The organism is Aeromicrobium sp. P5_D10, assembly GCF_054049535.1.
Window position 1 is genome coordinate 240,249 of sequence record NZ_JBFUME010000005.1, and the last position, 13,437, is coordinate 253,685.

Below are 13,437 nucleotides of genomic sequence, written 5' to 3' on the forward strand. Positions count from 1 at the left end.
ATGCTAGTTGTGATGCAGAGTGATGAGACGCGCGCTCGGCGTCATGGGCAAATGGGCTCGTAGAATGCCCGACTCGGAATCCCAAGTGACCGAGCCACCCAGAGTTGTGGGATACGTCATTTCGACGGACACATCTTGGCCGCGAAGGTGCTCGAGCAGTACTTCGTGGTGGTCCGGGCCCCCTCTGCGCCAGAGTGCGATCTGGCTGCATGAGCTCATGGTCATGCCCAGCGAGGTCCACTCGGCATCCCACAGCGGCAGCCCGTCAGGCCAGAAGGCTTGGCCGGCCGACAACTCGGCCCTATAGGTCTTGTAGACCGAGATCCCTTCGCGAACGAGAGACATCTGCGGTCCGGAGAGCTGAGCCAGGCCGCCGCTGACCTGGGGACGGCCGAGCATCGCGTTCACGACGCACAGAGCGTTGAGTTCATCGTCGAATTCCGGCTGCGGGTAGACCCAGATCGCAGCCTGTTCGGGCGTGACCGCAGCGGGAGACGAAGCCGCGATCGGTACGTAGAGCGCAGGATCGGTCTGGTCCGAAGTGGACAGCAAGGAGTGTCTTGCCAGCGTCGCGTAGTCGACCCGAGCACCCCCACTGGAGCAGGCTTCTATGACGAGATCGGGGTACCGCTGAAACAGGCCGTCGACCCAGTCCAGGTACGCCCGGTTGTGCTCAAGCAGAGCGGCGCCCGAACTTGCGTCACCGAAGTCACTGCCCACTCCGCCGTTGATGTTGTAGTCGAATTTGACGTAGCCAAGGTCGTAGTCCGTCACGATCCGGTCGATCACACGGTCCATGCGATCCGTGACGGCGGCACAGCGAAAGTCCAGCTGATGTCTGCCTTGCGAGACAACCCGCCGACCGTGTCGCCAGAAGAAGGCCGCGTCGGGGAGTTCATCGACCAATGGGCTGTCGATCCCGACTACTTCAGGCTCTATCCACAGTCCGGGTGTCATGCCGCGCTCGCGTATCAGGTCAAGGACGTACCGGAGCCCGTTCGGGAATCTCACCCGCGACTCTTCCCACTCCCCTACCGTCGTCCACCAACCCCGATCATCGCTGTACCAACCGGCGTCGACACAGAACACCTCGCAACCGGCGTTCGCAGCGGCATCTATCAGCGGGACCAGTTTCTCCTCGCTGGGATCTGCGTTGAGGCAATTCATGAAGTCGTTGAAGACGACCGGCAGTTCCACGTTGTCACGGCTCGCGCGACGCAGCTTTCGGCGATGTGAGGTGAGGGCGGCAAATGCGGTCTCCGCGTCGTGGCTGATCGCGATTGCCACCGGTACGGTGGTAAATCGTTCGCCCGGCTCAAGTGCCTGGTGCCAGTGGTGTTCGACATCGCTCGGCCCAGAGAGCGACAGGTAGACCGAGGCGAGATTGTCCCCGATTTCCCAGTGCCAGGGACCGTTGTGCTCGATCTGCCATGCCCACACCTGCCCACGAGCCGTGTCGCTCAGAACTCCTGAGGGGAGGAATTCCGTGGTGGGTTGCGTGCCCGTACTCGTGAGGGCGATGCGCTTTTTCGACGACTGAACACTTCGCGATGTGAAGCCCACATCCGAAAGCCCCAGTTCGGGCAGCGTGTACGACCTCCATTGGAACTCGCCGTACAACGTGTTGTGGGCGATCTGGAGGTGCACAGCGTCTTGCCACCCAGGCTCCTCGAAGGATGTGACGCCGCAATACACAAAGGAGGAAATGTGCTCCAACGTCACAGCCGAGTCCGACTCGTTGGTGAGCTCGGTACGTGCCCGGAGCACGGGCACTGCCTCGCTGACGGACCACAGGGTCGTCACTCGGATGCTCCCAGCCCCGTCCGCCGGAGTGCGCTGCTCGATCTCGAGGTGGAGATCTTCTCCTTCTGTCCACGACCTGTGCCCTGCATACCGCAGACCCAATGAAGTCCCCAGTAGGACGTGACGGCTACCTTGCGGAAGCGCGTCCCCACTGAAGAGGACTTCGGTCGGGCCAAGAGCTGCAGCCATCGGCGTCAGTCGAGCCTCTGGGTCACGAGGTCCGATGTAGCGCACAGCCACTCGATCGCCGATGTCGAGCACGACGGAGACCTGCTGGGTGCCCCACTCGATCCTTTGCGTCATGTGAGTCCCTCGAGGGACTGACTCGCGAGACTCTCGAGATGCGACCAGGGCTGTGTCTCGGTCCGGCGGGATTGCCCAGTGGCAGCTGCTTCATCGATCAGGAGGCTCAGGTAGTGATCGTGGCTGGCGTCCGCGAGACCATAGAACCCCTGGTGGGTTTTCGTGAAGTCCGCCATACGTTGCATACAGGCAGCGACGGCGAGGTCATCGTCAGACAGACGCGCCGGCGCAAAGACATTCGAATAGTGGACGGACTCGCCGAAGCTGATCTGCCGAAGGTGCGCCCCCTCCAGATCTCCGTCCACACCCGTCTGGTCGCGGACAAGTCGCCCGTCGACCGCATGCTTCGGCCCAACCACATAGCGCACTTCATCGTTGAAGATCTCGCCTCGTTCACCGTATATCTCCAAGCGCCGACGGCGGATCGGGGAGAAATACTGCTCGCCGTTGAACTCATAGATTCCGACCTTTCCACCCAGGTCGAGCCTCGCGGTGGTCCAGCTCGAGTCGTAGGTGTGAAGTTCCTCGGCCCACGCATCACGTCCACGGGCATGCGTGACATGGTCCACAAGCGTGGAAGCCGTGATGTGAACCGGATCGAATCCGACCCCGAGTGCGGTACGGATCAAACTTGTCCCGTGGTAGCCATGAGCCACCGATGCGCGCGTCCAGTTGACAGCTCCTATAAGCCCCGAGTGCGCGAGACTCAGTCGCGCTTCATGGTGCGGCTGGAATCTGTACTGCTCGGCGACCTGTACAGGAGCGTCGGGTCCGAGCGAGGTGTAGAGGTCTCGAAGCTGCTCTACGTCCTCGGCGGGTGGGGTCTCGGCCAAGACTGGAATCTTGGCCCCGACGACATCGCGGATGAGTTCAGGGACGGCGTCGCGCGGGACGGCGACGACGACGTAGTCGTACTTTTCCGCGAGAAAGGAAGCTCGATCAGTCGTGGATCTGACCGAGTATTTCGCTGCGACGCGCTCGGCTGATTCCTCTGTGCGGGTGAGCACATTGGCGACCCGGAACCTGTCTGGGAGCGCCTGAGCAATACGAAGGTAATACTCTGCGCGCCATTCGGCCCCGACCACGCCTATGACGGTGGGGGCGCTCATAGCTCGCGCCCGTTCCGTCCGCCGCCGACTCCGCTGTAGGCCACACCGGGGTCCCAGTCCGAGGGTTCTGGCTGGACGAACTTGTCCAGGGGCATTGTCACGAGACCGCCGATTCGGTTCGACAGATACGCGGCCTCGACGATTTCGAGCGCTCTCAACGAACTGTCGGCAAGGGCGTAGTCGGTCCGGCTTTCGAGAATTTGGTCGGCGAGCCGTTCGAGATGACTCTGATGTCCTGTCACGCTGAACGGCTCGGGGCGAACAACCTCCCGGTTCGCACCATGTGCCACTTTCACGTAGCTGTCTTCGTACGCTCCATACTCGATGAATCCGTTATCACCGATGATCCTGAACAACGCGGTCGTGTCTGGGCGGCTTATGGGGATTTCGTCACCGATGTGCATCATGCAACGGAGACCGCTCGCGCAGCGTGCGACCATGATCGCTTCTGTCTCGACCTGCATACCGTCTCGGAACGTCCGGCTCGAGGCATCTGCGGCATTGAGAACAGATTCCACCGGATCATCGCCGGCGAGAGCGACGAAGAACTGGAGCCAATGGATTCCCGCATTGATCGTGTCCCAGCCGCGACATTCGATCTCCACCAGTCGAAGCTTTCCGATTGCGCCCGATCGGACCTCCTCGATGAGCTGCAAAGGCGCGCTCAGCGACATCAGTCCGTGCGGGACGGCCACCGGCAACCCGCGCGAACGGATCAGATCCAGAAGCTGATGCCCGGCCTGGGCGGTGTCGCCGAGGGGCTTCTCCACCAAGAGCCCTTTGAGGCCAGGTATGTCCAATGCCGCTTCGGTGATCGGAAGATGGGTCGGCGCATAGGTGGAAACGCACACCACGTCGGCAGGGCATTGCGCGAAAAGATCCTCATGCGAGGCGAATGTCGGCACCCCGGTGCGGGCCTCGACTCGCGAACGCGCCTGAGCGCCGAGGTCCGCTACTCCGATCAGCTGATAGCGCGTCGACGCCATTAGTCCGTCGATTGCAAGAAAGCCACCAGCACCTGCGCCGACGACGACGGCACTGAGAGGACGAGTCGAGGTCATGGAACCTGCTCCTTCTATTGCACGATTCGTTTTGTGGAGGAACGCGGGACGGGCGCCCTACTAAATGATCGACTGCCAGGGAGACCATCCCCGCAGCCTCGTACATCCTATCGGATAGGTTAAGAGAATAGTCAAGACCAAACAGATATCTCGTATGCTTGCGGGGCAGCCGAGCCCACGTCCCGGCGCATCTGCCAAGAAGGGAACGTCGTGACTGAACGGGAGACCTCGACCGACATGGTCGTGGCGCACGTAGAAGAACTCGTCTTCGGACGGGAACCGGGCGACGCGCTTCCGTCCGAGGGCGAGCTGGCAAAAACCCTCGGTGTCAATCGGCTGACTGTGCGAGAGGGAATGCAGCAACTCAGCGCACGGGGCCTCGTGCAGGTGAGCAATGGCCGCCGCCCCTCCGTAGCAGTGCCCGACGGACGAAACCTGGGCGATTTCTTTCGCACGACGATCCGGCGCGACCCGGGCGCGCTGCTCGATCTACTCGAAGTTCGGCGCGCACTGGAGGTTCATATTGCAGCGTTAGCAGCCAGGCGCGCACCGAAAGCAAGCATCGAGGCCATGGAGGCGGCGCTGGCCGATATGGTCGCCGGCACCGAGGACCCCGTCGAGTTCAACGCCGCCGACGTGAGGTTCCATGAGCTACTGGCGATGGCAACTGGAAATTCGATGTTCCTCACACTCGTGGAGGAGTTGTCCGGCTGCTTCCGAGCCAGTAGGTCGCGAAGCTTCCTAGGCCATGAGGCACGAGGTCTCCAGCTCGACGAGGTCATCACAGAACACCGCGAAATCCTGGACGCCGTCCGTGAACGCGACCCTCGACGAGCCCAGGCCGTGATGCGTCTGCACCTCCAGCACACGGAACGAGATCTCCGCGCAGCACTGGCTTAACGCTCTGCGTGCGCAACCTTTCACGGCAAACATCTTGTGGCTTCTGATACCTATCAGATAGGCTAGTCCCAGCAATCACCACTTTCTAAGGTTGTCCCCGGAATGGCCGGGTCGGACTGCCGGTGATTTCGTGAAGGATTGGAGCCTCATGATCATTCGCAAGGTCAACACCATCGTGGTGGGTGCCCCTTGGCGTGAACTCACGTTCGTCGAACTTGAAACCGATGACGGCCGAACCGGGATCGGCGAAGTTCGAATGGTCAACAAGACGCAGACGCTTCTTGCGTGCGTTTCGGAGATGGCCGATCGCTATGTGATCGGCACCGATCCATTCGATCTCGAGAAACTCGCTTGGGGCGTTCAGTGGCTCGAGTACGGTCGCGCCGGGGAGGTCGCGCAATCGGCTCTCGCGGCCATCGATATGGCTTGCTGGGATCTCATCGGCCAAGCTGTGGAGCAGCCGTTGTGGCGTGTACTCGGGGGCGCATTCCGAGATGAAGTCCCGGCCTATGCCAACGGTTGGTACCAAGGGGACCGCGACCCGGCGACGATCGCCGGGCTCGCGCGCGCAGTGACCGACCGCGGCTATCGGGCACTCAAGTTGGACCCGTTCGGCGCAGCGGCTGCCGAGTTGAGCGCCAGTGAACTGACACGGTCAGTGGCCATCGTCGCCGCCGTTCGTGAAGCCATTGGCGAAGACGTGGGCATCATGCTGGAGATGCACGGCCGTTTCAGGTCTTCAGCTGCGATCCGCGCCATGAAAGCGATGGAACCCTTCGGGATTGAATGGATGGAAGAGCCAGTACCTCCCGGCGATTTGACCGGTCTTCGCAATGTTCGCAGTGCATGCGCCTCGACAATTGCGACCGGCGAGCGTGTGCACGCGATCGAGGACTTCATTCCGATGTTCGAGCGCGGGCTCGTTGACGTCGTCCAAGCGGATTTGTCACATTTCGGCGGCCTGACCGGACTGCGAAAGCTTGCCGGGTGGGCGGCGGCATACAACTTGACCATGGCGCCACACAACGTCTGTGGGCCGGTAGGTACTGCGGCGAATGTGCACTTCGGACTCGCCACCCCCAACTACAAGGTGCTCGAGCACTTCAATGATTTCGCTGACCCTTGGGTTGCCGATCTCGTGGATCATCCGCCGGTCGTGGATCCTGCCACCGGGGCCTTCTCGAGGATCGACCGACCAGGCCTGGGACTGAAGCTGAACAAGGACGCCTGCGCTGAGCACCCGAGCAGTGATGCTCGTTTCAATCTATTCGCATCTGGTTGGGAACGACGCGAAGGCGTTCCAACCGAGGACCTGGGAGATCGTTCAGCATGATTGCCGCGGAATCGCCGACATCGACAAAGAGCTGTGTCGTGACCGGCGCATCCGGCGCAATCGGCCATGCGATCGTCACGAAACTTCTTGCACACGGCTGGGCTGTCGTGGGCACGGCCGCTGACCGTGGCGTTGGGGCACCGCTCGCGCACGAACGCTACCGGTTCCTCCTGGGCGACGTCGCCGACCCGGCAGCACATCGCGAAGCAGCCGATCTTGCTGAGGAGCTGGGGACGCTCCAGGGGTGGGTCAATTGCGCGGGCTACAACATCATCGGCTCGGTTGCCGAGGCCGACCTGGAGGCGGTCAGGAGAGGTGTTGAAGTGAACCTTCTCGGCTACTTCTATGGCGCCGGCGAAGCTTGTCGCCGATTCCTGCGGCAGCCGGATGCACAACGAACAGGTTCGATCGTCCACATCGGATCGATTCAGGCGGCGCAAGGGTTTCCTGGCTTCGCGGCCTACGCGATGTGCAAGGGCGGGATAGAGGCGTTGAGCCGGCAGATCGCAGCTGAGTACGTCGGACGAGGCATACGCAGCAATGTTGTCGCCCCCGGTTTGATCAGCAGCCCGATCAACGACCTCCTGCGCGAGCAGGCGCCGGACCCAGACGCACTTCAAGCCGCCTGGACCGAACTCACTCCGATGGGGCGCTGGGGCACCGGCGACGACTGTGCTGCGGCCGTGGCGTTCTTCCTCTCGAACTCAGATTCGGGATACGTCACAGGCGAGGTGCTCGGCGTCAACGGCGGAGCATCGATACTTGCTCGCGGACAGCAGCCCTAACTAGCTCTACCTATCGGATAGTTATTTCTGGACACGCCGCAGCAATAGCTGGTGAAATTGCCGGAATTACAAGAGTGATCCCTGTTTTGTCGACTCAGAACTCTTTTGGTTGCTCTCTTGACAAGCCATACCTATCAGATAGATTGTAATCTGCGTCACACACGCATTGATCTCGACGATCGTCGATGATCATCCGAGAGGAGTTCCGAAATGTCTTGGATTCACAAGAAGGGCCTGCAGCAGCCAGCCGCAGTGAAAACTCGTGCCCGCGCTCGACTCACCTGCACCGCACTGGCTGTCACCACGGTGGGTGCACTGCTGCAAGTCTCCACATCCACACCTGCACAGGCGGCGGGGTTCATTCCTCACCAGTACATCGCCAAGCAGTACACCGAGGGGCTTGGCCGCGCGCCTGACCAGGCAGGTTGGACCACGTGGTCCAACTACCTGGACACGAACGGGTGCTCGGTCACGACGCTGAAGAATGTTTCGTCCGGGATACTCGGCTCCCCCGAATTCAACGCGCTGGGATACAGCAACGAAGCGAAAGTCGAAGTAGCCTTCCGAGCGATTCTGAACCGCGAACCGGACGCCGGTGGCTTCGCAACGTTCAACGGTCAGACGATGTCCTACATGATCACCCACCTGACGGCGTCGGCTGAGTTCGCAACCCTCGCTGGGACGATCTGCTCCGTCCCGGGTTACAAGTTCGGGACCAACCCTCCGGTGTCCATCAACCCCTCCGGGGCCGGCTACATCGGCAATCAGGCAGGACTGCAGGCGCTCCTGAATGCAGCGGCTCCGGGATCGACTGTCGCACTGGCCAAACGCTCGATGGTCTCCTTGACATCGACTCTTACTATTCCGGCGGGCGTGACGCTGACGACAACCGGGAATCCGAATCCGTCCAACTACGCCGACATGGGCAGGCTGGCCCGGTCGACGAACTGGGCTGGCGTTTCCGTGAAGGTCATGGGCGGAGCGCACCTGCAACACGTCTGGGTTGACGGGGCCCGACTGCGCGAGTCCGTGTACGACCGCGAGCGGATGAACATCGAGGTAGCGCCGGGGAACGGATCGTCTGTGCGGTACGTACGGAGCGGAAACCCGTCCGGTGCGACGACCCTTCTCGTCAAGGGGAGCACTGCGACAGCGAACTGTTCAGGCACCCTGGTATCCAACAACCTGTTCGATGGATACAGCGCGAGCAATAACGGCATCGCTGAGACCGATGGTGTCAGCAACGGCTGCGAGAGCGCTCAGATCTTCAACAATCACTTCGTGGACCTCACCGATGTAGCCGTGATCCTGTTCGGATTCCCGACCACCACCCAAGCAAGCCAGGTGTACGGGAACACCATCGTGCAAGCCGGCAACCCGTCGAATGCGGCTCTGTCACTCGACGGGACAACTTCGACGTGGCCATCCACGACGACCCCTGTCTCGTTCGTCGGCGCAGCGATACACGACAACTTGATCTGGAACAGTCCAAATGTTCCCTCAACGCTGGGGATCGCAGTAGGTACGTACGCGCTGTTCGGGCCCGGAACAAAAGGCAGCGGCGGGAGTATCACCAATAACACCTCCGGCAGCTTGCATGTCATTGCTGAGACGGGTATCGCGATCTCCGGTCACCTGAATGTGACGGTGACCGGGAACACCCTGGGCTGGCAGGCCGGCGTGAATCCCACTGGTAACTGTCCTCAGCACGCGGTCGGGGCGTCGGTCGCGGCCGGATATGCGTCGGGAACATTCCAGACGTGGACGGATGCAACGTACAGCCAATGCTGGGATTACCCGGGTCACCCATGACCCACATCTGCGGCCAGGGGACACTCTGGCCGCAGATGCCCCCCGCTAAAAAAACAGACTCGGGCAATCAAGGTCATCAACTCGGAGGAGTAAACGCACCATGAAGCAAAGGTTCAAGCACAAACTTGCCTTGGCGACTGCGACGATCGCGTTCGCCACGTCGGTCGCCGGTTGTAGTGGTTCCAGCAGTGAGGGCGGCTCCGAAAAGACCCTCACGATGTGGACGTTCAAGCAGAACCAAGTCGCCGCGCTGGAAGCAGTCGGAGACGCGTGGTCGAAGGAGAGCGGAGTCAAGGTCGAAGTCACCGCGTACACACCGGACGATTCCTACACCACGAAGGTACGAGCGGCCGCCAGGACCAAAGGTCTGCCTGACATCGTCTCGGCCCATGCGGGTAATGAGGATTGGCAGTTCGCTGCCGCCGGAATTCTTCAGGACATCACGGAAGATTTCGACAAGGAGTGGTCGGACCTTTTCATCCCGAGCGTTTTGACCGCCGACACGTTGACTGAGACTGTCATCAAGAACTCCGGTACCGATCCAGCGACGACCCTGAAAGATCTGAAGGCCGACCACACGTATGCGGTTCCATATCTCGCCGGTACTCCAGGGGTCGTGTACACCACGAAGTCCGCGCTGAAGGTGGCTGGACTCGATGGCCCCCCGGCCACGTGGGAAGAATGGGTCACCGCGATGAAGCGAACGGTCGCAGCAGATCCGGAGAACGGAGGACTCGTGACCGGCCTGCAAGTTCCTCAGACGGGGTTCTTCTGGGTCTACCGTCCCATGTCTTACGCGGTGTTGGGTCCGGACAAGTTCACCAGCCGTCAGACCAAGGGTGCTTCAGCGGAGTGGTCTTCGGCCGAGAACGTGAAAACCTTCGAGTACTACGATCAGCTGACACCCGTATGGTCCCGCGGAGTTCTCGCTCTCGGTATCGACCAGGCCGATCAGGCGTTTGCCCAAGGCAAGGCAGCCTGGAATGTGGGCGGCACGTTCACATTCGGGACGCTGGCCCAAAACGGGGTCAAGGCCGAAGAAGTGGTCACGTTCCCGATCCCATCGCCGGAGGGCAGCGCAGTCGAAGCGTTGACCTACGCGCCGAGCCCGCTCATCTCAGCCGGGGTTTCTTCATCCAGCAAGAAGAAGACAGAGTCAGTCGAATTCTTGAAGTTCCTCTCGAGCAAGGAGGGAGCAGCCATCTTCGCTGATGAGGCCGCAGATGTCCCCGCGACTCGATTGCTCGCCTCCGATGTCTCGAACCCTCTTGTCAAGCAGATGCTGGGACTGTTCTCGACTGACACTGGAGGCCAGGCGTTCAATCCGAATGACCTTTCAGCTGATCCGGGAGGCGGCGTGGGCAATATCGGCGACGACATCTCGACAGTGATCAACGAGTTGCCGGCAAAGAGCAGTTCACCTGCGAAGCTGGCTGCCAAGATCGCGGCCATGTACCGGACCGCGTGGGACAAGCAGAATTGATGTCCGACACAACGCTCGAACAGGTCGGCCCCCGCGCACAGCGGGGGTCGGCCGGACGCCGGCTTCCGTGGGTGCGCAACGGCCGGCGGCGTAAGAATCAGATGCTCAGGCGCGAGAGTACGACTGGCCTCATATTCGTGCTGCCCGCAGTAGTCCTCTTCGCGATCTTCGGCGCGTACACCGTGGGCTACGGCTTCCTGCTGAGCTTTGCCCGCTGGAACGGCCTGTCGCCGAGCTGGGACTGGGTCGGACTGCAGAACTTCAAAGACCTGTTCGCCACCGATCCGAGTGTGGCCCCGGTCGTTCACGAAGCGCTGTGGGTGACAGTCGTCGTCATGATAGTTCTGCCGATGGCCGTGGTCGCGATCAGCTTTCCTCTGGCTGTCCTTCTCAATTCGATCAGCCGGTTTCGAGCAGTCTTCCGGACGATCTTCTTCCTCCCCTACGTCACGGCCGGAATTGCGGTGTTCTACGCGTGGAGGTTCATGTACGAGCCGAACGGCGTCGTCAATGGCTTCCTGGGCGCCATCGGGCTGGACGGGCTGACCCAGCCCGATGGGTTCTTGGGCAATCAGCACACAGCACTTGCTGCGTGCATCGTGGTTCTCGTGTGGGCGAACGTGCCCCTCGCGATCCTGCTCTTCCTGGCCGGGCTGCAGTCGGTGCCGGCTGCGCTTGTGGAGGCCGCCAAGATCGATGGAGCGTCGACCGTGCGCACGCTGCGTTCCGTGGTGCTGCCGATGGTGAATCCGATCACGGCTCTGATCGTGGTGATCGAACTTCGTGAGGCCCTGCAGAACTTTCAGCTCTTCTTGCTTCTCACGAACGGTGGCCCGATTGGCTCGACCAATACGATCGGCCTGCAGAGTTACACGTTCGCATTCGGTTCCAACTCCAACCTGGGCTTCGCCAGCGCACTGAGTTGGTCCCTGACTGCCATCGCCCTTGTCCTGGCCGGATTGAGTTTTCGTCTTATGAGGGACCGGACATGACTGACTTGCTTTTTCAACGACCGGCCAGATCGAGGTCGGCATCGGTGTTCCACGAGGGCTCACGCAAGCTCATCAAGGCTCTCACCGTCATTCTCCTGATTGCGTACGGGGTTATTTCGCTCTACCCGTTCGTGCTCATGGTCAGCGGCTCGCTGCAGAACAGCACAGATGTGATCTCCAATCCATGGCCGTGGCCGAGAGATCCGAGCCTGGACACCTTGAGAGAGACCTGGAACAAACTTGACTTCGCGACCTATTTGAAGAACTCGGCCATCATCGCGGGACTCACCTGCCTGCTGGTGCTATTGGTCTTCCCGATCGCCGGATACGCGTTCGCAGTCCTGCGCTTTCCGTTCCGGCGGACGTTGTTCGCGCTCTTCGCGGCCACCATTTTCGTGCCCGGCGTCACTGTCCTGCTGCCAGTCGTCCTGCTGGATTCAAAGCTCAATCTGATGGGCACTCCATGGGCCGTGGTCCTGCCCTTGGCAAATGGTGCCGGTCCGGTCGCCCTGATCTTGTTGCGAGCCTATTTCGCCACAATTCCCAAGGAACTGCGTGAAGCAGCGATACTCGACGGCGCCGGCGAGCTCCGCGTCTACTGGACCATCTACTTCCCGCTGGCCCGCGCACCTTTGGTCACCGTGGTGCTGCTCAACTTCGTGGGTTCGTGGAATGAGTACGTTCTCCCGAGCGTCACGAGCACCGACGCCGCGCAGTATCCACTGCCAGTCGGTCTGCAGAACCTGCTCTCCACCAATGTCGTCGAATGGAATCAGGTGATGGCTGGGGCGTTGCTCCTCGTGGCCCCCGTCCTGGTGCTGTTCGTCTTCCTACAGCGGTTCTTTGTCAGCGGCGTCGAAGGCTCTGTGAAGGGCTGATGCTCATGATGGGTAGGTGCTCAAGATGGCAGATTCGATGCGGAACATGACGGCTGCATTGCCTGACGTCCTTATCCGGGCCGAAGCAGATACCGGGGAGGGCCCGGTGTTGGATCATCGGACGGGTCTCTTGGCATGGGTCGATATTCCCGCGGGTTTGCTTCATCAGACGGACACGGAAAGCGGGGTGACAACGTCCGACTCATTTCCGACCATGTTGGGCGCCGTCGCTCCGAGGAGAGCGCACGAGGGCTGGGCGGCAGCAGTGCGTGAGGGATTTGCGATTCTCGACGGAACATCCCTCGAGATCGTCGCTCCCGTGCTGCAAGATCCCGCCCATCGCATGAACGACGCAAAATGTGATCCCGCAGGCCGAATGTGGGCAGGAAGCACCCGACTCGATTTCGCCACAGGTGCGGGCTGCATCCATCGATGGTCGGGAGGCGACTCGAGCACGGTGATGAAGACCGGCTTGACCCTTCCCAACGGACTCGGCTGGAGTCCGGACGGCACCGTGATGTACTTCATCGACAGCTTGGAACACGTCGTCTATTCGGCACCGTACGACGTGGACGACGGCGTCATGGGTGACTCGACCTTGGTGTGTGAAATCTCCGCTGGTTTGCCCGACGGCATGTGTGTTGCCGAGGACGGATCATTCTGGGTGGCCATCTGGGGAGCAGGCGAGGTCCAGCGACGGAGTCCGACGGGCGACCTTCTGGGTCGAATCCGGATGCCCGTGAGCCGTCCGGCGAGTTGTGCCCTGTCGGACAAGGGGCAGCTGTTCATCACCACGGCGCGTTCCGGCTTGACTGCGGAGCAACTGGTGGAACAGCCCATGGCAGGCAGCGTGTTCGCGCTGGATGTCGGAGTAGGACCGGCGCATGTTGCCTCATTCGACGGCTAGTCGAGCAGGCGTGCACCGGACGTCGCACACCGATCACCGGGTCCGCGACAGGCAAGTGAATCCACACCGAG

11 protein-coding genes are annotated in these 13,437 nt (G+C 61.2%); 8 read left to right on the forward strand and 3 right to left on the reverse strand.

The features are described 5' to 3' along the window. Positions 1 to 3: 3 nt before the first annotated feature. From ACXJKC_RS11560 to ACXJKC_RS11570, 3 genes are read right to left on the reverse strand one after another with little or no spacing between them, the layout of a single operon-like run. Positions 4 to 2,106 (reverse strand): glycoside hydrolase family 36 protein, encoded by a 2,103-nt coding sequence (locus tag ACXJKC_RS11560; protein ID WP_456696866.1) that lies wholly within the window; start codon positions 2,104 to 2,106, stop codon positions 4 to 6. Next, on the reverse strand, positions 2,103 to 3,215 hold the full coding sequence (locus ACXJKC_RS11565; RefSeq protein ID WP_456696867.1) for a Gfo/Idh/MocA family protein: 1,113 nt from the start codon (positions 3,213 to 3,215) through the stop codon (positions 2,103 to 2,105). The genes ACXJKC_RS11560 and ACXJKC_RS11565 overlap by 4 nt, the downstream gene beginning before the upstream one ends. Further along, complete coding sequence (locus ACXJKC_RS11570; protein ID WP_456696868.1) at positions 3,212 to 4,276, reverse strand: Gfo/Idh/MocA family protein; 1,065 nt, start codon at positions 4,274 to 4,276, stop codon at positions 3,212 to 3,214. Before ACXJKC_RS11570 ends, ACXJKC_RS11565 begins: the two co-directional genes overlap by 4 nt. 210 nt (positions 4,277 to 4,486) lie before the next feature. On the opposite strand from ACXJKC_RS11570, the gene ACXJKC_RS11575 reads away from it, so the two are divergent. The 8 genes from ACXJKC_RS11575 (at position 4,487) to ACXJKC_RS11610 (ending at position 13,366) form a co-directional block, all read left to right on the forward strand. Further along, complete coding sequence (locus ACXJKC_RS11575; protein ID WP_456696869.1) at positions 4,487 to 5,176, forward strand: FadR/GntR family transcriptional regulator; 690 nt, start codon at positions 4,487 to 4,489, stop codon at positions 5,174 to 5,176. Positions 5,177 to 5,324: 148 nt separating this feature from the next. Continuing rightward, positions 5,325 to 6,509, forward strand: a complete 1,185-nt coding sequence (locus ACXJKC_RS11580) for a mandelate racemase/muconate lactonizing enzyme family protein (RefSeq protein ID WP_456696870.1) — start codon at positions 5,325 to 5,327, stop codon at positions 6,507 to 6,509. A gap of 38 nt (positions 6,510 to 6,547) precedes the next feature. Further along, a complete protein-coding gene (locus ACXJKC_RS11585) occupies positions 6,548 to 7,294 on the forward strand; it encodes an SDR family NAD(P)-dependent oxidoreductase (protein ID WP_456696871.1) in 747 nt (248 codons plus the stop codon). A gap of 210 nt (positions 7,295 to 7,504) precedes the next feature. Further along, on the forward strand, positions 7,505 to 9,106 hold the full coding sequence (locus ACXJKC_RS11590; RefSeq protein WP_456696872.1) for a hypothetical protein: 1,602 nt from the start codon (positions 7,505 to 7,507) through the stop codon (positions 9,104 to 9,106). A 100-nt stretch (positions 9,107 to 9,206) separates the two neighbouring features. After that, a complete protein-coding gene (locus ACXJKC_RS11595; RefSeq protein ID WP_456696873.1) occupies positions 9,207 to 10,589 on the forward strand; it encodes an ABC transporter substrate-binding protein in 1,383 nt (460 codons plus the stop codon). Next, entirely contained in the window at positions 10,589 to 11,581 is a 993-nt protein-coding gene (locus tag ACXJKC_RS11600; protein ID WP_456696874.1) for a carbohydrate ABC transporter permease, read from the forward strand. The genes ACXJKC_RS11595 and ACXJKC_RS11600 overlap by 1 nt, the downstream gene beginning before the upstream one ends. After that, a complete protein-coding gene (locus ACXJKC_RS11605; protein ID WP_456696875.1) occupies positions 11,578 to 12,459 on the forward strand; it encodes a carbohydrate ABC transporter permease in 882 nt (293 codons plus the stop codon). The genes ACXJKC_RS11600 and ACXJKC_RS11605 overlap by 4 nt, the downstream gene beginning before the upstream one ends. A gap of 46 nt (positions 12,460 to 12,505) precedes the next feature. Beyond that, on the forward strand, positions 12,506 to 13,366 hold the full coding sequence (locus ACXJKC_RS11610) for an SMP-30/gluconolactonase/LRE family protein (RefSeq protein WP_456696876.1): 861 nt from the start codon (positions 12,506 to 12,508) through the stop codon (positions 13,364 to 13,366). Positions 13,367 to 13,437: the final 71 nt, after the last annotated feature.